Annotated in this window: 13 protein-coding genes; all 13 read left to right on the plus strand. The window is 39.5% G+C overall.

Going from position 1 to position 20,978, the window contains the following annotated elements:
* The first annotated feature begins 142 nt into the window (after positions 1-142).
* Complete coding sequence (locus tag AQPE_RS20705; RefSeq protein ID WP_318348372.1) at positions 143-1,312, plus strand: SIS domain-containing protein; 1,170 nt, start codon at positions 143-145, stop codon at positions 1,310-1,312.
* A 47-nt stretch (positions 1,313-1,359) separates the two neighbouring features.
* Positions 1,360-2,577, plus strand: a complete 1,218-nt coding sequence (locus AQPE_RS20710) for a class II D-tagatose-bisphosphate aldolase non-catalytic subunit (RefSeq protein WP_318348388.1) — start codon at positions 1,360-1,362, stop codon at positions 2,575-2,577.
* Positions 2,578-2,591: 14 nt separating this feature from the next.
* Entirely contained in the window at positions 2,592-3,554 is a 963-nt protein-coding gene (locus AQPE_RS20715; protein WP_318348389.1) for a carbohydrate kinase family protein, read from the plus strand.
* Between the two features lie 207 nt (positions 3,555-3,761).
* Complete coding sequence (locus AQPE_RS20720) at positions 3,762-6,866, plus strand: SusC/RagA family TonB-linked outer membrane protein (RefSeq protein ID WP_318348390.1); 3,105 nt, start codon at positions 3,762-3,764, stop codon at positions 6,864-6,866.
* An 11-nt stretch (positions 6,867-6,877) separates the two neighbouring features.
* Positions 6,878-8,320 carry a RagB/SusD family nutrient uptake outer membrane protein gene (locus AQPE_RS20725; protein ID WP_318348391.1) on the plus strand — a complete coding sequence of 481 codons (1,443 nt, stop codon included), beginning with the start codon at positions 6,878-6,880 and terminating at the stop codon, positions 8,318-8,320.
* Positions 8,321-8,965: 645 nt separating this feature from the next.
* Positions 8,966-10,852 carry a DUF4091 domain-containing protein gene (locus AQPE_RS20730; RefSeq protein WP_318348392.1) on the plus strand — a complete coding sequence of 629 codons (1,887 nt, stop codon included), beginning with the start codon at positions 8,966-8,968 and terminating at the stop codon, positions 10,850-10,852.
* A gap of 57 nt (positions 10,853-10,909) precedes the next feature.
* Positions 10,910-12,706 carry a glycoside hydrolase domain-containing protein gene (locus AQPE_RS20735; protein ID WP_318348393.1) on the plus strand — a complete coding sequence of 599 codons (1,797 nt, stop codon included), beginning with the start codon at positions 10,910-10,912 and terminating at the stop codon, positions 12,704-12,706.
* Positions 12,707-12,806: 100 nt separating this feature from the next.
* Positions 12,807-12,983 (plus strand): hypothetical protein, encoded by a 177-nt coding sequence (locus tag AQPE_RS20740; RefSeq protein WP_318348394.1) that lies wholly within the window; start codon positions 12,807-12,809, stop codon positions 12,981-12,983.
* A gap of 81 nt (positions 12,984-13,064) precedes the next feature.
* On the plus strand, positions 13,065-15,464 hold the full coding sequence (locus AQPE_RS20745; protein WP_318348395.1) for a sialidase family protein: 2,400 nt from the start codon (positions 13,065-13,067) through the stop codon (positions 15,462-15,464).
* An 83-nt stretch (positions 15,465-15,547) separates the two neighbouring features.
* The gene (locus AQPE_RS20750; RefSeq protein WP_318348396.1) at positions 15,548-15,679 is read left to right on the plus strand and encodes a hypothetical protein; all 132 of its coding nucleotides are present in this window, start codon (positions 15,548-15,550) and stop codon (positions 15,677-15,679) included.
* 55 nt (positions 15,680-15,734) lie between these two features.
* Complete coding sequence (locus AQPE_RS20755; protein WP_318348397.1) at positions 15,735-16,826, plus strand: amidohydrolase family protein; 1,092 nt, start codon at positions 15,735-15,737, stop codon at positions 16,824-16,826.
* Positions 16,823-19,237 carry a WD40/YVTN/BNR-like repeat-containing protein gene (locus AQPE_RS20760; protein WP_318348398.1) on the plus strand — a complete coding sequence of 805 codons (2,415 nt, stop codon included), beginning with the start codon at positions 16,823-16,825 and terminating at the stop codon, positions 19,235-19,237. The genes AQPE_RS20755 and AQPE_RS20760 overlap by 4 nt, the downstream gene beginning before the upstream one ends.
* Positions 19,238-19,467: 230 nt before the next feature.
* Entirely contained in the window at positions 19,468-20,958 is a 1,491-nt protein-coding gene (locus AQPE_RS20765; RefSeq protein WP_318348399.1) for a DUF4832 domain-containing protein, read from the plus strand.
* Positions 20,959-20,978 lie beyond the last annotated feature (20 nt).

A 20,978-nucleotide genomic window follows, 5' to 3' on the forward strand; every position in this document is an offset into this window, starting at 1 on the left:
ACATATAAGGTAACGAAACTGATTTGACAACTAAAGAAAAGATAAAATAAATTTAAATGTAGTAAATTAAATGAAAAAAAAATATATATATTTGTAATGAAAGTAAACGAAAGAATATTTACAAAAATTACAACCAAGCCCTATGAATACGAATAAATCTTCCGATTCAGTTTTTTCGAAGCAGGATAAAACTTATACCGGGAAAGAGATTTGGAATCAGCCAGTATTGTGGCAAGAGATTTTTACCCAGGTCCAGCAGGAAAAACAATCTATCACTTCATTTTTAAATAAAGCACTCCAACACAATAATTTAAATATTGTTATTACAGGAGCTGGAACAAGTGCATTTATTGGTCTTTCTCTTTCTGGTATTTATGGCCGAAAATCAGGAAAACATGTGAATGCGGTTTCAACCACTGATCTGGTTACCCATCCTAACGATTATTTAAGCACTGACAGTCCGGTACTGTTAATATCATTTGCACGTTCAGGGAATAGTCCTGAAAGCGTTGCGGCTGTTAGCATTGCAGATCAGGTTTGTTCAAAAGTGTTCCACTTTATTATTACCTGCGACGAGAAAGGCGAATTGGCAAAATACGACACCTATTCGCCAAAATTTGTTTTTGTTCTTCCTGAAAATGCAAATGATAAAAGTCTGGCCATGACCGGTAGTTATTCAGGAATGCTGCTGGCCGGATTACTTATTGCAAGAATAAATGAAATTGATTCGCTGGCTCCGCAGGTCAACGTGCTTATTCAGTACGGTCAAAAATTACTTGGTCAATCAGAAATATTCAGAGAAATTGCCGAAATGAGTTTCGAAAGGGCTGTTTTTCTTGGATCGGGTCCTTTATTGGGAACAGCTACTGAATCTCATTTAAAATTGCAGGAACTTACCGATGGAAACATCATTTGCAAAAGAGATTCTTTTCTTGGGTTCAGACATGGGCCCAAAGCGGTTATCAATAACAAAACGCTTGTTTTTCTTCTCTTTTCGAATCAACAGTATGTCATTCAATACGAAACCGACCTCATTGAATCACTTCATGACGGACAACAACCTTTATATACAGTTGGACTAATTGAAAGCGGTACTTTAAAAGCAAAAATTGATCGCGTTTTTGTTCTGTCCGATAAAGGAAATCAGCTTGATGAGGAGTTTTTGCCGGTTTGTTTTATTCTTCCTGCCCAAATGATCGGGTTTTATAAATCGATCCAACTTGGATTGAATCCTGATTCGCCATCGTTAAGTGGCGCTATTAACAGGGTAGTAAAAGGTGTTTTAATTTATCCATACGAAAATAAAGATTGATGAATCATAAAATCAGGAATAAAGCTATTGCTCTGAATATCCCTCTCATGGACTACATACTGAAGAGAGTTGACGAATTATCGGAGCAGGATGGAATAAACAGGACAATCTTTGCTGCCTGTCCTAATTCTATCTCCGTGATTAAAGCTGCATTGCGGTCAGCCAAGCGCTGGAACAGCCCGGTGAAATTTGCCACAACGCTTAATCAGGTAGATATTGACAGAGGCTATACAAACCTCAACCAGAAGGAATTTTTCAATACGATTAAACTTGAAGCTGACCGACTTAATGTAGAAGTTCCGGTAATCGTTGCAGTCGATCATGGCGGACCCTGGCTCAAAGATCTTCATACGATTGAAAAATGGAGTTTTGAACGGTCGTTTGAAGCCGTTAAAAAATCATTTGAAGCTTCTGTGTCAGGTTGTTATGATCTTATTCATGTAGATCCGACCATAGATATAACACTTCCTTCAGGCCAGCTAATTGCCATTGAGACCGTTGCTGCACGAACGCTCGATTTGATTGAACACACCGAGAATTTTCGCCGGAAAGGCGGATTTCCGCGGATGGCATACGAAGTAGGCACCGAAGAAGTACATGGAGGGCTGGCCGATATGTCAACCTTTCGTAAGTTTCTTGATCTTCTTCAAAAAGGTCTTTCTGACCGGGGTCTGAAAGATGTTTGGCCATGTTTGGTAGTTGGCAAAGTGGGTACCGATTTACACACGACCACTTTCGATCCGAATGTAGCAAAAGAACTGACGAAAGTAGCACGCGAGTATGGAAGCGTCATTAAAGGTCATTATTCCGATGGTGTGACCAATCCCGAAGCCTATCCGCTTTCAGGAATGGGAGGTGCGAATGTTGGACCGGAATTTACCATTTCAGAATACGATGGATTAATGGAACTCGAAAAACTGGAAATACAATATTTTAATTCTGGTAAAATTGCACGTTGTTCTGATATAGGAGTGATTTTATATCAGGCTGTTGTACACTCAGGCCGTTGGAAAAAATGGATTCAGTCAGGAGAAGATGCTGCAAATTTTGAAAGCATTCGTTCTGAAAGAAAAGAATGGCTGATTAGTACAGGATGCAGATACATATGGCAAAATGCTGAAGTTTTAGCCGCTCGCGCACAATTATATTCTAACCTTGAAAACCGTGGAATACAGGCCGAAGGAATTGTGCTTTCAAATATCGAATGTGCCATGGATAAATACTTCGCGGCATTTAACCTAAAAAACCTGAACGATTTACTATAAAACAAAAACCAAGTATGAATACAAAACAAAAACCAGATGTTATAGTGTTAGGCGAACTTAATGTAGATATTATTCTGAACGGTATTGAACAATTCCCGAAAATGGGAAAAGAAATACTGGCAGAGAATATGAATCTCACGCTTGGAAGTTCATCTGCAATTTTTGCCAGCAACCTCAGCACATTAGGAACAAAAGTAGCTTTTATTGGCAAAATCGGAAAAGATGGTTTTGCTGCAGTTGTACTTGACAGTCTTCAGGAAAAAGGAGTTGACACTTCGAATATTATACAGTCGGATACATTAAATACAGGCGCAACCATTGTGCTGAATTACGATCAGGATCGTGCTATGGTGACTTATCCAGGTGCCATGGAAGACCTGAAACTGGAAGACATTGATTTTAGTTTCCTGTCAACAGCCCGGCACCTTCATTTTTCTTCTATTTTTCTGCAACCGGGCATCCGAGAAAGCTTACCCGCAATGTTTGCTAAAGCCAAATCACTTGGAATGACTACTTCGCTCGATCCACAATGGGATCCGGCTGAAAAATGGGAAGTAAACCTATATGAATTACTCCCGACACTCGATATTTTTCTTCCAAACAAAGCAGAGTTCTTTCTGCTGACAGGCACAGATTCATTGGAAGAAGGAATTGAAAAGATCAAAGTCATCGATCCTAATATCACTCTTATTATTAAGGATGGTGCTAATGGAGCCTATGCCTGGAAAGCTGGGAATCTCATACATCAGCCGGCTTACCTGAATACTGAAGTCGTTGATTGCATTGGTGCTGGTGACAGTTTCAATGCAGGTTTAATACATGCATTTATCAAAGGTTCATCATTGGAGAAATGCCTTGAATCCGGAGCATTAACCGGAGCTGTTTCGACAACCAAAGCAGGAGGAACCGGTGCTTTCGAAAGCCTTGAAGGACTTAGGAAAATTGCTATTGACCATTTTGGAATGAAACTTAATTAACGCGTAATGATTTGAAATAATTTGTGTGGTCAATAATACACTCCGAGAATAATATTTAAAATAGACATTAAGAACATAATGAATAAACCAATTTTATAAAAGACAACATATATGAGAAGCGATCGGCTTAATTGTTGAAAAATTAAATGATAATATAACTCTTAAACTTCAAATTATGAACGCAGTATCTAACAAAAAACGAACATTATGAGAAAATTGACAATGCTGTTTGTATTGCTCCTGATGGGAGGAATGCAGGTTGTACTTGCACAGAACACGATCAAGGGTAAAGTCACCAGTGTAGATGATCAAGGTGGAATTCCCGGTGCTTCGGTGGTTGTGGTTGGCACCAACTTGGGTGTAATTACTGATATAAATGGAATGTTCTCATTATCAGTTCCGTCAACTGCCAAAACTTTAAAAATTTCATTTGTTGGTATGAAGTCAGCGGAAGTACAGATTGGTAAGCAAAAAGAAATTAATGTAAAGTTGGAATCAGAATTTACAGTTATTGACGAAGTTGTGGCTGTTGGTTATGGAACTCAGAAGAAAAACGACCTTACTGGGTCTGTAAGTTCGGTAAAAGGAGGAGAACTTGCTCAGATGCCGATGCAACGAGTTGACCAGGCTTTGCAAGGACGTGCTTCCGGCGTAATGGTATTGAATACTGCCGGAGCCCCAGGCGCTGAAACAACTATTCGCGTTAGAGGGATGAATTCAATTAATGGCGGTAACAATGCACTTATAGTGATTGACGGACTTCAAGGTGGAAATCTTAATTCGTTGAACCCAAATGACATTGAGTCATTGGAGATTTTAAAAGATGCTTCTGCCACAGCTATTTACGGATCAATGGGGGCAAACGGTGTAATTTTAATTACAACTAAAAGTGGGAAAAAGAGCAAACCTACAATTGAATATTCCTACAATATTGGGATTCAATCTATCAGGAAAAAACTGGATGTAATGGGTGCAGCAGACTATGCCAAAACCAGGAATGCTTTTAAAGCTACTCAGAATGGATCCGGGACTCCGGACCCAATTTTTTCAGAACTTCAAATCCAGGGTTTTGAGAAGAACGGGGGAACTGATTGGCAGGACGTAATATACAGAGTTGCTCCTATTCAGAATCATCAATTATCGATGGGGGGAGGAACAGATAATTTGAAATATATGATTTCCGGTGGTTACCTTGACCAGGAAGGCATTTTGATTAACTCTGCTTATAAACGTTTTACTTTACGCGCAAACATAAGTGCTGATATTACTACCAAGCTGAAATTTGGATTAAATTGGGCCGGTTCAAAAGAAGCCGGTAACTCTCCGCCTTATGGCGGTGGTACTGCACTTAGTTTTCTGGGGCAGGCCGTGAATATTGCTCCACGATGGGATCCTACAACACCTCCATATGATGCAGAAGGGAATTATAATCGCCATCCACTTGGATATGGTGCATATGATACATGGAACCCATTGGCTGCAGCAAAAGAACCAGTGATACAAAACAATACGAACAGGAATAATATTAATAGCTACCTGGAGTATGAAATTATTAAAGGATTAAAATTAAAAGTGTCAGGTGGAGCCTCCATTGATAATGTGAATAACAAAAGTTACTATAACAGCAAGACATGGGAGGGTAAACCAATTGGAGGCAAAGTCGGTTATGGGACATTGTCTGCGGGCTTATCAACCCAATACCAAAATACAAATATCCTGACATACGATAAGAATATTAACGAAGTACATCAATTCACTTTAATGGCAGTTGCGGAACAACAGTATGAAAAACAGGAAGAATCTGGCTTGGTTGCGACTAAGTTTACTGTTGATCAGACTGGAATTAACGATTTAGCTGGTGCAGAGCAAATCTCATCGAAATATTCGTTTGTGACTGAAAGGGTAATTAATTCTTATCTGGGAAGGATAAATTATTCTTATGCCAGAAAATATTTATTAACAGTCAGTTATCGTGCTGATGGATCCTCTGTATTTGGTAAAAATAATAAATGGGGATATTTTCCTTCTACATCAATAGCCTGGCGAATGTCGGAGGAATCTTTCATAAAAAACTTAAACCTGTTCTCAAACCTAAAACTCCGGACAAGTTGGGGTATTGTAGGTAATCAGGCTATTAGTCCATATCAGACAATTGCCAGAATGGGCTCTGGATATAATTATCCGTATAGTGGAGGTCAATCTACCGACTTAGGTTTTATTATTGCAAATGCACCAAATCCAGATCTCAAATGGGAAAGTACAACACAGTTGAACCTCGGATTGGATGCGGGCATGTTTAATGGAAGGTTAAGTGCAACTGTAGATGTATATTCAAAAACCACCAAAGATTTATTGTTAAATCGCACTTTACCAAGTTATACCGGTTTCGCCAGTGTAATCGACAATGTAGGATCGGTTGAAAATAAGGGGCTTGAATTGTCCATTTCAGGTGATCCGTCTGTTGGTGTTGTAAAATGGAACTCAGGTTTTAATATTTCATGGAATAGAAGCAAAGTATTGGATTTAGGGGAAAGTAGCAAGTTGGAGTTTAAAACTACTTATGGAGGTTATGGCCTTAAAAATGGTTTTATGCAGTTACGTGTGGGAGAACCTTTTGGCCAAATGTATGGATATGGATACGAAGGAGTATGGAAAGAAAGTGAATCAGCCGAGGCTGCTGCTTTTGGCCAATTGCCTGGTGACCCCAAATATACAGATTTCAATAAAGATGGTAAAATTACGGCCAGCGATATCAAGGTTATTGGTAATTCAATGCCTAATTTTATTTTTGGATGGAGTAACCGTTTTACATTCAAAAATTTCGAAATGACTATACTGATTCAGGGAACTAAAGGAAACGACATCTTTAACCAGGGAAGAATTCGTTTAGAAGGATCAGGAAGTGACGGAACAAGTACCCGCCTCTTGGATCGGTGGACACCAGAAAATCAAAACACCGACGTTCCAGCATTTATTGATGAAGTAACCCGGAGGAACGCTGGCCTTACCAATAAAATTCAAATTGGTAGTGGCGATAATGGACGCCTTAGCCGTTGGGTTGAAGATGGCTCATATGTCAGGCTGAAAAATGTAACGGTTGCATATAATATTCCTAAATTACTATTAGACAGAATCGGATTGGCAAAAGTTAGGACATATGTGAGCGGGACTAATTTGCTTACCTTAACAAAATATACGGGTTATGATCCGGAAGTGAGTGCATACAATGGTAACGATGCTCAGATCGGTGTTGATCTCAGTAATTACCCTACTGCAAAGACAATTACATTTGGTATTGAAGTATCATTTTAAATAGTATAACGATGAAAAAATATATAAATATTTTACTACGCAGTTCGTTTATTATCACACTTTTTGTGCTTGTTTTTTCGTGTAAAAAATTAGATGAGCAGCCGATTAGTTCAGTAACACCTGCCAATTTTGGCAACTCTGCCTTGCAAGTTGAAACTGCTTATGCCGCTTCTTTGAACTATCTATGGGATTATTGGGCTGGATATGGATATGCTTATGCGGCTTTCCGTAACGATGACCAGCTGGATGGGGGAGACTTAAACATTGGGTTAGATAATGGAGATGACCTATGGCGCGTACATTATTCAGCACTACTAAATATCAACGCCACGCTGGCATCAATAAAAGCCGGAAACATCAAAGGTGAAAGCCAGGAAACAATTGACATATTAACTGCAGAGGGAAAGTTTCTCCAGGCACATAACTACTTTATGCTGGTAAGAATGTTTGGTGGCGTTCCACTGATTACAGAAGAAACACCGGATCCAATCTTAAATCCCATGCCACGGGCTTCTATAGCAGATGTCTATCAATTAATTGTAAGTGACTTAACATTTGCTGCTTCAAAACTACCTGTATCATGGTCTGGCGAACCTGGAAAACCAACCAGCGGTGCGGCAAAAGGAATATTGGCAAAAGTATATCTTACCATGGCAACATTTCCATTAAATGAAACTTCAAATTATCAAAAAGCTGCCGACATAGCTTCAGAAGTTATTGAGTCAGGAGTATATTCACTTGTGCCCAATGTAGAAGATGTATTCAAACTTGAAAATAAATATGGCCCTGAAATGATGTGGAGTTATAATTCAACTTACGACGATATAGCCACTGACCCGGAGATTTGGACCACAGCAAATTATTTGGATGGTGGATGGGGAGATGCTGCGATGGATACAACTTTTGAACGTCGTTGGCCTGCTCAGCCTAGAAAGGATGCATACCTGTTTACAGATTGGAATGGAGTTCATTATACTGATTTCCCGGAACAGACGCCATTTTGCAAAAAATTCTTTTACTATATTTCAGCAGACGACTTTAACGGTTATTCTTCAACCATGAACTGGCCAATTATTCGCTTTGCAGATGTTCTGTTGATCTATGCGGAAGCAGCTAATATGGCTAATGGAGGACCTACTGCTGGTGCAGTGGATGCAATTAACAAGGTGATTGACCGTGCAAATGGGTACGTGGATAATCCATTACATCCAAAGATGAAAACTTCTATGACCAAAGGGGCTTTTGATGATGCTGTAATCCAGGAACGAAATTGGGAATTGGTTTATGAAAACAGTGATCGTTGGTTTGATATCTGTAGGAAAAGGATATTGGATAAAGTGACTCGTCCTGAATATTTGGTAAATTTCAGTGTAAATGATTACCTGTTCCCCATCCCTGAAATTGATTTGAATTTAAATAAATTACTTGTGCAAAATCCAGGATACGGGGATTAATAAGTTTCATGCATCAAAAATTTTATAATCGCAGAAAAATTTAGATTTAGTTTAATATTAGAACGGGGTTTCTCTATTTGATTTCAAATACAGCTTAAGGTTTGAATTTCTTATATGAATTTAGGAAGTTTATGAACAGCGGCTAATATGAAAATCAAATTAGAGCCCCCCGTTCTAATTTTTAGTGAGAAATATTACCTACGAAAAGTATCAGTTAAAATTAAGATTTACAGGGATATGTTATCAGACGTTATTCTCAGGCATTCTGCTATCATTTAGCTATTATAATTAATAGACGATATTTTGGACAAAACTTATTCGATAGATTATGAATTGCCTGTGTTATCTGCAAAAAAGAAATTAGGTACTCATAAGGATATTCTTTTACAATTAAATGTGACGACAAAATTATTTTAGTATATTAAAAATGAAGCTATTAAAACAAATATTAAGATAAGAACTCAGTGAAGATATGCGGAGAATGATTCGAAAAATGACTATCTGTTTTTTTTTCTGAAAATGATTTATAATTGAATCCTTAACTTACTCAGAACCTTGGTTATTAACAAAAACAGTATATGTTGATGATCAGTTATAAATTTAATTGAAAGTTGATTAGCTAAAAAGACACAAACAATTATTATTGTGAAAAAAAAATCATCTGCATTAAAATATTTTGGGGGGATTTGGAAATTACCTTTCCTTCCTGAAAACATTATTTATATTAGAGTGGATCGTTACTTGTCTGTAATTACCTTCATTTGTCTGTTCTTTGTAATTGGTGTGGGGGAAGTGTACGGACAATTCGCCAAGACAGGGGCAAACAACGATAAGGTCAACAAAGTATTGGACAGTGAAGATCTAATGGTTTGGGCAGTACCGGCCGAACAGAAAGTGCGTCCGGATGATAGAGTTGAAACAAATAACCTAATCTGGTCAAAAGATAAGAAAACGATATACGTTTCCGGAGCAGGTAATGAACATATTCCGTTCCAGGTGGTGATAACCACTCCGGTTCCTATAGGTTATAGACCGAAGGCTCCTGGTGGTTTCTTTATAAAGGCCTCTAACTTTACCTCAAAGCAGGGAAAAACAATCGATCAAGCTCAGATTAGTTTTTATCTGGAGCACTATATAATGCTTTACGGCAAATCAAGTCCGATTGGTGCAACAGGATATTGGCCGGACGCCCTTGCACCTATTAAGGAACCATTTAGTATGGCCGCACAATATACAGTCGTCCGGAATCGTCCTATCTGGGTAGATATTTCCATTCCATCCTTAACACCAGGTGGTATCTATACCGGGACTATTACAGTCACTCAAAATGGAGAGGAAGTTGAAATTTTGAATGTAGAGGTTAAGGTATTTGACTTCTCACTGCCAGATAAAACACACCTGATTACCTACATGAATATCTCGAAAGAATCCTTAGCTGATTTTTATCATAAGCAGGTTTCGTCCCAGGAAATAGATAAACTCACACAGACTTACTACGAATTCCTTTTTGCTCACCGGATGGAACCTTGGTTTAATGATCAACTTGAGCCAAAAATTGTAATCAATGGTGAAAAAGTGGATGTAAAGTTCGATGATGAACGATACCAGTACTATCTAAACAAGCTAAACAGCAAACGGGTGCTTTTAAATACATTTCCTTCTGGTTTGAAAAGTCAGATTTTAGATGAACCTTTCTCTAAGGCGTTTAATCAGAAAGTGATGTCTTATTTATCGCAAGTTGAATCATATTTCGGGAAGCATGGATGGAAGGATCGGCTGGTATTTAACAGTCCAATTGATGAACCTAATACGATGAAAGATTACGAAGATACCCGTCAATGGGCCAATCTCGTACACGAGGCCGCATTAGGTGTTCCATTTTTGGCAACCGAGTCACCAGTCCCGGATAATCTTCGCGATTGGGGAACCCTCGTAGGATATGTAAATAACTTTTCAATTCATGGAAATGCGCTGAACGATCAGAAGGTTAAACAAGCGATCATCGAAGAGCAGGATAAAAAAGGCGAGATGACCTGGTATATTTCCTGTGATCAGGCATATCCGCAGCCTAACTATTTCATTGATGCACCAGCGCTCGATCTCGTCATGGTTCCCTGGATCACGGCTCGTTATCATATGGCTGGTATCTTGTATTGGGCACTGAATTTCTGGTCTGAAACTCCAAATCCCTGGTTGGATGCAGTAACTTTTATTTCAGGCTTCGAATGTAGTGAGGGCTACATAATCAATGGTGAAGGTTCTTTGTTTTATCCGGGAGATTATACTGAAACATATACTGGTCAGCCGAATGTTGATGGCCCTGTTTCTTCAATAAGATTTGAGCTTTTACGTGAAGGCATTGAAGATTATGAGTATCTGTGGATGTTAAAAGATTTAGGAGACCAGAAATATGTAGATTCACTAGTCAGTAATTTAGTGGTTGACGTAAGTGCTTTCTCTCGTAATGTGAATGAGCTTTACTTAACCCGGAAAGCTATGGCTCAACGGTTGGAAGAGTTAACCAGAAAGTAACCAGGTCATTTTAGTTAATTGCCACCTACTATAAAATAATTTAGAATAAGATTAATTATGGGAAAATATAAAGTATCGAAAGGAATATATAACCTATTATATCAGGGTTTATTATCAGGATTATTCATACTTCCTGCCATTGGATTTGCACAGGTGAAAAATGTATGGGCATTAGGAGATGGGGAAAAAGTATTTCGCTTTGATCTTGAACATCCCTGTAAGAATGGAAACTTTATATGGGATGGGAAAACGATACATTTAAAAGGTCTTTATAATGAAACCCTTGCCTGTCAGGTTATTATTGAAACGGATACCAATGGGGCGGATGGGATTGAGATCGCAATTGATCCACCGGTTAATGCTGCAACCGGAAAAGTTATTGGGGGCAATACATTGAAATATGGAACTGCCGGATCGATTGAAATTTATACTGAACATTATTTACATGTGAGGAATCCGACAAAACCGAATTGGTTTTATGGATCACCAGCATCGGCACCAAAAAAAATGACAGGATGGATACCTGATGCCCTGATCCCGGTAGATGCTGTATCAGGCCTTGGCGGATTCCCGGTCGATATAGAACCTCTTCAAAATCAGGGTTTTTGGGTCGATATTTCATTGCCTCGCGACCAGAAAAAAATTTCACCAGGAATTTATAATGGAATTGTCCAGATTTTGCAAAATGGAAAATTTGTTAAAGAAATTCCATTGGAAATAACATTACTGCCCTATTATTTACCTGATGAAAACCAAACCAATATATGGATGTATACAGGCAATATTTATGCTTATTATCCAGAATTGTCTCATCAGCAAGTCGATAAAATGATCAAGTTCGAAGGTCACAGGCACAGGATTGACATTGAAGGAGGATTTGTGGCAAACCAATCTCCGTTCAGTAATGAAATAATGAATAATTATTTGCCATACCTGGATGGATCGGCATACACCCCAGCCAATGGCTACCATGGTTCAGGCGAAGGAATTGGTGAAAAGATTTTCCCAATTGGAATGTATGGTGCAACGGTTATGGGAAATACAAAGGAATGTGTTCAGAAACAAGCAGATTTGTGGGTCGATTGGTTCACGAAAAAGACGCCGGATGTTACCTATTTTTGGTACATTACTGATGAACCAGCTGAAAATAAGTTTCCATGGATCAAAGAAAGAGCTGAGTGGGTAAAAAGTAATTTCGGAACAGGTAAATCACTTCCCATTTTTACCACGACATCATATCAGAAAGAATTGTCTGGGGCAATTGATATCTGGGCCGGATTCGATGGCGTAGATCTTACTATCTTGCCTGACATAAGAAAAAAAGGCGGTGACCACTGGTTTTATAATGGGAATCGTCCACGTTACGGCGCATTAATTTTAGAAGGTACTGCAGTTGACCTTCGGGTTAATAGTTGGATTTTGTATAAATACGGAATAAATGCCCATTTTATTTGGGAAGGTGCTCAGTGGCAGCATAATATGCAGGGGCCGAAAGCCCATCTTCATCAAAATATGTATGAAAATCCACTCACATTTATCAATGAACATTTGGAATTCTGTAATGGAGATGGAATCCTGTTCTACCCGGGACGGATGCCTTTTTATCCAAATGAGGACAGGGCTTTAAACCGCATATTTCCATCCATTCGTTTAAAAAATATAAGAAGGGGACAGCAGGATGCTTGCATCATGTGGATGGCACAACAAAAAGTAGGAAAAGAGAGGGTAATCAGCATTATCCAGAAAGTGGTACCGAAAGCTTTAAGTGAAGTTTCGATGAAAGATACTGTACAATGGTCTGAACATGGGGATGATTATGATAAAATACGGGATGAACTATTGAAATTGTTATAAAATATACTATTTGTAATTCTTTAGGCATATGTTCATTGTACATGACAAAAGCCGTTATTGAAAGGTTTACCGGCATGTCAATTTCAAATTATATATTGACATGACATTAGGAAAATGGGATACGACAAACTGGACAGATGAAGTCATCTCAAAGCTAAAATTAGATTTTGCCAATGGAGTTTTGGGCATTAAAGTATGGAAAAATATTGGTATGACTCATAAAGACTCATCCTACCGATTTGGGAATGGAGCAAATTGTTCAAACCTTGTTGCCTGAAATTGCATGAATTTTGAATAAAACAGAAAGATTGATTTTAAGATATTAATTGCACTAACTGATAAAACTAACTTAAACGCGATGAAATGGATTTTGTATTTTTTGATTTTTATTATTGCCGGATGCCAGTCAGGCTCGCAGGCGAATAAACAAAAACAAGCTGTTCCTCAATGGGAAAAGATTGGTCCCGGAGGCGGTGGCTCCACGTTTATTCCAACATTCTCATACCATAATCCGGATCATTTTTTAGTAAAGTGCGACATGACCGGCTCTTACCTGACACGAAACGGAGGCATATCGTACCAGCAAATAAACATGGCAGGAGGTGCATCCTGTTATGCCTTCGATCCCAACGATTCAACCACTGTATACATTGGTTCTTCCACCTTAAACCGCTCGAAAGACGGAGGGAAAACCTGGGAACAAATATTTCCAAAGCAAAGTGAAATCAAAAGCGAAACATATATCGGCGATCATGCCGATTTCAAAATAGAAACTACTGAAAGTTCATTGTATGTTGGTCAGGAAGGAAATATAGGAACCATTCGGGTTGATCCTGTTCAGGCTGAAACTCTTTATTTTACGATGGGTTCGTATTTCTTTTACAGCAATAATGCCGGACAAAGCTGGAAAAGGCAGGATATTCAGCATCAGATAGATAACTTATACACGAACCCTACGAGTGCAAAAAACGAGGTTTACATCTTTTCGAACGAAGCAATAGCTATCTTCGACAAAACTTCAAAAAAGATCACCTCCCGCGATATTCCAAAAGCGATGTTGCCGGCACTTTCTTTCACCGCCGGAACAATAAAAAACACAGGTAAAACTATTTTCTATGCCCTTCATCATCTAAGTCCAAAGGAAAATGCTTACACATTTACTAACAGCGAGATATGGACATCGGAAGATCTTGGAGTAAGCTGGAATCCGGCAAAGGATGTCACCATTACGAATGAAACATCGGGACTAAAACCCTGTTTTACCATGGTGGTTTGTTCTGAGCATGATGCCGGAAATGCCTATGTTGTGACTAATAATTTTGAAGTAAAGAACAAGGACAAAACTTCAACGTTTTGGTACGGCGCGTTAAAAACCGGTGATTCAGGGAAAAGCTGGAACTGGGTCTGGAAAGGTGGTGGAGGCTCAGGCCAGTATGGTGTTCAGGATGCACAGGATGCGGCCAATTTAAAAGATTCATGGGTACACCAGGCTTTTGGCGGTGAGTTTATCCAACTGATTGATGCAGGAGTTTCGCCGCAGGATGGAAATATTGCTATTGTTACCGATTGGTACCGCACCATGAAAACCATGGATGGTGGAAAGACCTGGAGCGAAATTTACAGCATACCAAACCCTGACGGAACTTTCACCAGCCGGGGCATGGACGTAACCACTACTTACGGTGTTCACTTCGACCCGTTCGACAAAAACCACCTTGCGATCAGTTATACTGATATTGGTTTTCATCATTCATACGATAATGGTAAAAGCTGGAACCGTTCTGTTGAAGGTGTTCCAAACAATTGGGTAAACACCTGTTATTGGATGGTATTTGATCCGGAAGTAAAAGGCAAAGTCTGGTCGGTTTGGTCTGGAATACACGATTTTCCAAGAGGTAAAATGACCCGCAACCCGAAATGGAAAGAAAGCAAAAATGCCAATGGCGGCGTTTGTGTTTCAACTGATGGTGGTAAAACCTGGAAGCCTACAATTGAAGGAATGGGAACGAATTCTCCGGCAACCTCAATCGTGCTCGACCCAAAATCGGCACCAGGAAACCGTACGCTTTATGCCGGTGTATACAGCAAAGGCGTATTCAAATCGACTGACGACGGTAGGACATGGACACTAAAGAATAATGGGATTGAAACAAATACTTGTGCTTTTGAACTTACACTGGCTGGTAATGGAAATTTATTCCTGACGGTCAGCCCGACACCTGTATACAAAGATGGAAAGAAAGGGAAAGAAATTTTTTCAGGAGCAGTTTACCGCTCTACAGATGGTGCTGAAAACTGGACGAAACTGAAGGTGTGTGATGGTTTACTTTTCCCCAATGGAATAGCCATTGACCCTGCAAATCCTGATTTATTGTACCTGGGTTGTTGGGCCAATATTAGCCTGGCCGATATGGTGGGCGGCGATGTTGTTCGGGAAAACGGCGGCGACAAAATGCTCGATATGCCCGGTGGTATTTTCAGGAGTGAAGATGGAGGAAATACCTGGAAATCAATATTCGACAAAAAACAATACGTCTATGATGTAACAATTGATCCCTATCATTCAGGAAGATTGTATTGCAACACATTTAACCAGGCAGCCTGGCGCAGCGACGATTTGGGCAAAACCTGGAAGAAGATAAAAGGCTATGATTTTCATTGGGGGCAACGGATTATTGTTGATCAAAACGATCATGAAAAAGTGTTTATCACCACATTTGGCTCCAGCGTTTGGCATGGTGTGCCTGAAGTAGAGTAATAATTGACGATCTTTAAGACATGAAATCTTTTAATAGTGCCGGAAACGGTTGATCTGTAGAAAGGTATAAATGAATTGAAATTATGGACATTGATACCATCGCAGCCGGCGACATAAAGAATGGCTTTGTTTTCAACACCGTTCATAACATTCGGGCCAATGTGCCGGTCGAAAACATTGTGGCAATGATAAATGATGTAAAAGATTTTAACTAACAAACTTAGCTCCGTATGAGAAGCTTGAATATATACTTTATTAAAATTACATTTTATGAAAAAATCAATTCGAACCTATAGCATAATAGGGTCAATCCTGATGCTAAGTGCTTGTTCCAATAAGTATTACACGATGGAAGATTTCAAGAAGGTTAAAAAAATTGACACTCACACTCATCTTAATTCGGGAAATACAGCGTTGGCAGAATTGGCAAAAGAAGATAATTTCAAACTTCTTACCATTAATGTTGATGTTCCGGATTTGCCATCTCTTGAAAAACAATTTGAATATGCCTCCATTCAGAAGAAACAGTTTCCTGATAATATTGATTTTTTGACCTCATTTACACTGGTTAACTGGGATTCGGCAAACTGGGCCGATCAAACTATTGCAAAGTTAAAATCTGACTTTGCCAATGGAGCAATTGGTGTAAAAGTCTGGAAAAATATTGGAATGGCTTATAAGGACTCGGCCAATCATTTTATAATGATCGACAATCCAAAATTTGATAAGGTGATAGACAATATCATCTCACAGGATAAAACTGTTCTGGGTCACCTGGGCGAACCCCGCAATTGCTGGCTTCCAATCGACCAGATGACGGTGAGAGGAGACCGGGAATATTTTACGGCACATCCTGAATATCATATGTACCTTCATCCTGAATATCCATCATATGAAGATCAGATCAATGCCCGCGACAGGTTTGTGGAGCGTCACCCCAATATGCGCTTTGTTGGAGCACATTTAGGCAGTCTGGAATGGAGCGTTGACGAATTGGCCAAAAGGCTTGATAAATTCCCAAACATGGCGGTTGATATGGCGGAAAGGATTTGTCATCTGGAACTCCAATCTCAAAAAGACAGGGAAAAGGTTCGACAGTTTTTTCTAAAGTATCAGGATCGGTTAATGTATGCTACTGACAAAGTCTTTGAATCAACTTCAGATGAAGAAATAAAAAAAGCGAAAGAACAATTGCATAATACCTGGTTCGAAGATTGGCAATATTTTGTGACTAACGATAAAATGACTAACAACAAGGTTGAAGGTGAATTTCAGGGCTTACAATTGCCCAAAGAAGTGGTGGATAAAATCTATCGCCTGAATGCAGTGAAATGGTTTAAAATCAAAGAATCAAAGATATGAAAAGATTGAATAAAGTAACCGTCTGCAATGCCGTTTTTGGATTCATTATTTTGACAAGTCTTTTAATGGCCTGCCAATCTGCAAAAGTCAATACCGTTGAAAAAGAGAAAAACTCAATTGGTCGTAACGATACTTGGGGTTTTGTCGGTGCCGGAGGCGGTGGCGCTATGTTTCATCCAACAGTGAGCCCTCATAATTCTGATTTTGCGTTTGTGAGTTGTGACATGACTGGATCATTTGTAACATACAATGGTGGAGAATCATGGCGTATGTTTAACTTGCGAAGTCCAATTAACTATTATGTGTTTGACCCTCTTGATTCAAATACAGTTTATGCAAATTCAATAGCATTATTTAAGAGTACTGATAGAGGAAACACCTGGAGCGTTTTATATCCTAATCCTGATGAAATCATTGGAGTTGTTTCAAAAGGCGACCACGCTCAGGAAATTGTAGTTACCCGCGATAGTACAAAAAGAGAGGTCCTGGCATTTGCTGTAGATCCGGAAAATTCAAAAAAACTTTATGCAGTTATTTCAATTGATAAATCTATAGCTTGTTATATCTCTGACAATGGTGGTCTGCAATGGACGATGGAATCAGAAGTAAATGAAGGAGTTCAGAATATTTACATTGTTCCGTCATCACCCAAAAGCGAACGTACAATTTATATCACCGGAAAGAATTCAATTACTGTTCGGGAAAATGGGCTCTGGAAAATCAATAAAGGCCCTCAAAACGTGGGTAAAGTGACAGCGTTTGCAGGTGGTTTTGATAAGCAGCAAAATAAATTCATTATTTACGCTATTTCAGGGAAAGGATACTTTAATGCCCAAGGAGACAATTCAGGAATTTTTTATACTGATGATGGAGGCAAAACCTGGGAAAACAGGCAGGACGGGCTTGTCGCATTTAACATGAAAGACACAGAGCTGCCCGAATGGCGAGCTATTGCGACCAGTGCTTTGCATCCTGAGGTTATATATATTTCCTACAATAATTTGAAAGTGAATAAGGATACTACTTGTATTGGAGTTGCTAAAAGTGATGACTATGGAAAAACATGGAAGCTTGTTTGGAAAGATGTTTTAACAAAAACAGTCAATACCCCTTCTGTAAATTTCATAAGTGGTTGGCTAAACTATCGTTTTGGACCTACATGGGGAGAAAATCCTTTCTCAATAGGTGTATCTGCCGCTAATGCCAATGTGGCTTATGCAACTGATTTTGGCCGAACAGTCAAAACAACCGATGGTGGTAAAACGTGGGAACAACTTTATACGAAAAAGAAGCAGGGTGCCGGATGGATGTCAAGAGGACTTGAAGTTAATACTGGGTATGCTGTTGTATTTGATCCTTTTGATGTAAACCATATTTTTCTGGCAAATACTGACATTGGTTTAATGGAAAGTAACGATGGCGGTGAAAGTTGGTCAAGTGCAACTAATAATAACGGTATTCCTCGCAAATGGCAAAATAGTACCATTTGGTTAACATTTGATCCGAAAATCAAGGGGAAAGCTTGGGCAGCAATGAGTGGGACTCATGATTTGCCAAGGCCTAAAATGTGGCGAAAAGATGGCATTTCAAACTATAAAGGAGGTATTCTGCTAACAGAAAACGGCGGTAAAACCTGGCAACCTGTTAGCGCTGATAATATTGGTGAAGCAGCCATTACTCATATTCTCATTGATCCTTCGAGCAATAAAGCATCCAGAACTTTATATGCCTGTGCTTTTGGTAAAGGGGTATTCAAATCGGTTGACGGAGGTAAAACATGGCAACAGAAAAATAAAGGATTAATGAATAAAGAACCATTTGCATGGAGAATTATAAGAAAAGATAAAGATGGCGTACTGTTTTTAATCCTTAGCCGGAGAAGTGATGATGGAAGTATTGGTAATGATGGTGATGGGGCGATTTATCGGTCAGACAATAATGCTGAAACTTGGACTTTAGTTCCGCTTCCTGCTGAAACCAACGGTCCCACCTGTTTAACTGTTGATCCTGACAATTCCAAACAACTTCTTTTAGCAGCTTGGGGGAGAAGTACCAAGGATAAATTTACACCAGATATAGGCGGTGGAATTTTTCTTTCAAATGATGATGGGAAAAGCTGGAAGCCTGTAATTCAAAAAGATCAACACATCAATGATATAACCTATGATCCTCGCAACAAGACATATTATGCCTGTGGGTTCAATGGGTCTGCATACAGATCAATCGATCAGGGAAAAACCTGGAATCGTATTAAAGGGTATAACTTCAAATGGGGGAAAAGGGTAGACTTGGATCCCCGCGATCCTGAAAAAATATTTATCGTCACATTTGGTGGTGGAGTTTGGTATGGCCCGGCTAAAGGCGATGAGCAAGCTGTGGAAGACATTATTACACCTCTGAAATCGTTTTAAATTCGGCTTTTTAATTACTATGCCCAGACTTATCCAAAAAAGCAAAATATGTCAAAAGTAATTATAGGAATCTCACCGTCAGGATTGCCCAATACGGACAATTCTGTCATTGAATATATGTCAGGCCGGTTGCCCGCAGGCCCAGCATGTTTTGCGAGGGAAGCAGTGATCAAAAACGATTAAGTTAAAATTCAAAAGTATAAAACTAATCAGCCTAAAATAGATACAAAATGAAACGAAGATTCTTGTTTTTAGCAGTGGCTTTATTGGGAATATCCAGCCTGAAAGCACAGGAACAACCGGTGCAGATAAGGGTAAAACCAATCGAAATTCATGATGTTTTAAACAATCCGGGAATTGGATTCACTACTTTTCAGCGGTTTAACGGCGATTCATTAAATGCCGGAGAAGGCTGGACAGAAGGTTTACCAATTTTATATCAGAAATTTGACGGAAACCTTACTAATAAAAACCATCCTCAAACTACAATTGCCTATTTCAGGGTGGATTGGAAATATATGGAGCCAGAGATGGAAAAATACAACTGGCCCATGATTGACAAAGCTTTACGGACAGCCGCCGAAAGGGGACAAACCTTAATGCTGCGGATAGCTCCGTATGAAGCTGGGGAAAAAGATGTGCCTGCCTGGTATCGAAAGTTAGTCGGACCGGAAGATAAAAATCAATCGGCCAAATGGCGGATTGATCCTGAAGATCCGCGGTACATTCAATATTTTGGGGGTTTGATTCAGGCCCTGGGACAGCGTTATGACGGGCATCCTGATTTGGAATCAGTGGATGTTTCGATAGTTGGTTACTGGGGCGAAGGCGACGGTTCACATTTGCTATCTGACCAGACCCGCCTGGCATTACTGAATTGCTATCTGGATAATTTCAAAAAAACACCGCTGACATTTCAGCCACTTAACGGGGATGCTCCCGATCCCGGTGTTATAGTAAAAGGCACGAACATTTCAGCATCGTGGCCCGACGGAAGGAATAACGGTACCGGGACACAAATGAGATATTTAGGTTACCGGGTGGATTGTCTGGGCGATATGACCACCGACCTTTGGCCTGAAAAACATTGGAGCCACATGACAGATATCTATCCCAAAGACATCGTGAAAAGCGGGATGAGTGAAGTCTGGAAAAAAGCGCCGGTGACGATGGAAATTTGTTACACGTTTTTACATTGGCTCCAAACCTTGAAATACGATGAGCAAACGGTTGATTATATTTTTGGTGAAGCACTTAAATGGCACATTACTTCATTCAATGCCAAAAGTTCGCCTGTTCCTGAAGTATGGAGTCCGCTCGTTGATAAATGGCTGAATAAAATGGGCTACCGGTATGTCCTCCGCCGGTTTGAGTATCCTTCAGTTGTGACACGCCAGGGGCAATTGTCCTATACTTCGTTATGGGAAAATGTGGGAGTGGCGCCCATTTACAAAGACTACAAATTAGCTGTCAGACTGAAAAATTCGCATAAAACACTGGTTTTGCCTACCTGCGCCGAACTACTCAACTGGTTACCCGGTGATATTGTAGATGAGGAAACCCTTTATATTCCTTTCGATATGCCGTTGGGAAAATATCAGCTCGAAATTGCCATTGTGTCTCCCGTTTCGTTTGAACCCAGAGTGAAGCTGGCCATTAGCGGCGTAAATAAGGACGAATGGTATCCGATGGGTGAAATTGAGGTAAAGGATCAGAAATAAAACAAATTGTAAAAAGCAAT

This window comes from Aquipluma nitroreducens, from assembly GCF_009689585.1.
Taxonomy (GTDB): Bacteria; Bacteroidota; Bacteroidia; order Bacteroidales; family Prolixibacteraceae; genus Aquipluma; species Aquipluma nitroreducens.

Coding starts and splice junctions, on each gene's coding strand:
- AQPE_RS20705 (WP_318348372.1), top strand. CDS start 143: ATGAATACGAATAAATCTTCCGATTCAGTTTTTTCGAAGCAGGATAAA.
- AQPE_RS20710 (WP_318348388.1), top strand. CDS start 1,360: ATGGACTACATACTGAAGAGAGTTGACGAATTATCGGAGCAGGATGGA.
- AQPE_RS20715 (WP_318348389.1), top strand. CDS start 2,592: ATGAATACAAAACAAAAACCAGATGTTATAGTGTTAGGCGAACTTAAT.
- AQPE_RS20720 (WP_318348390.1), top strand. CDS start 3,762: ATGAGAAAATTGACAATGCTGTTTGTATTGCTCCTGATGGGAGGAATG.
- AQPE_RS20725 (WP_318348391.1), top strand. CDS start 6,878: ATGAAAAAATATATAAATATTTTACTACGCAGTTCGTTTATTATCACA.
- AQPE_RS20735 (WP_318348393.1), top strand. CDS start 10,910: ATGGGAAAATATAAAGTATCGAAAGGAATATATAACCTATTATATCAG.
- AQPE_RS20740 (WP_318348394.1), top strand. CDS start 12,807: ATGACATTAGGAAAATGGGATACGACAAACTGGACAGATGAAGTCATC.
- AQPE_RS20745 (WP_318348395.1), top strand. CDS start 13,065: ATGAAATGGATTTTGTATTTTTTGATTTTTATTATTGCCGGATGCCAG.
- AQPE_RS20750 (WP_318348396.1), top strand. CDS start 15,548: ATGGACATTGATACCATCGCAGCCGGCGACATAAAGAATGGCTTTGTT.
- AQPE_RS20755 (WP_318348397.1), top strand. CDS start 15,735: ATGAAAAAATCAATTCGAACCTATAGCATAATAGGGTCAATCCTGATG.
- AQPE_RS20760 (WP_318348398.1), top strand. CDS start 16,823: ATGAAAAGATTGAATAAAGTAACCGTCTGCAATGCCGTTTTTGGATTC.
- AQPE_RS20765 (WP_318348399.1), top strand. CDS start 19,468: ATGAAACGAAGATTCTTGTTTTTAGCAGTGGCTTTATTGGGAATATCC.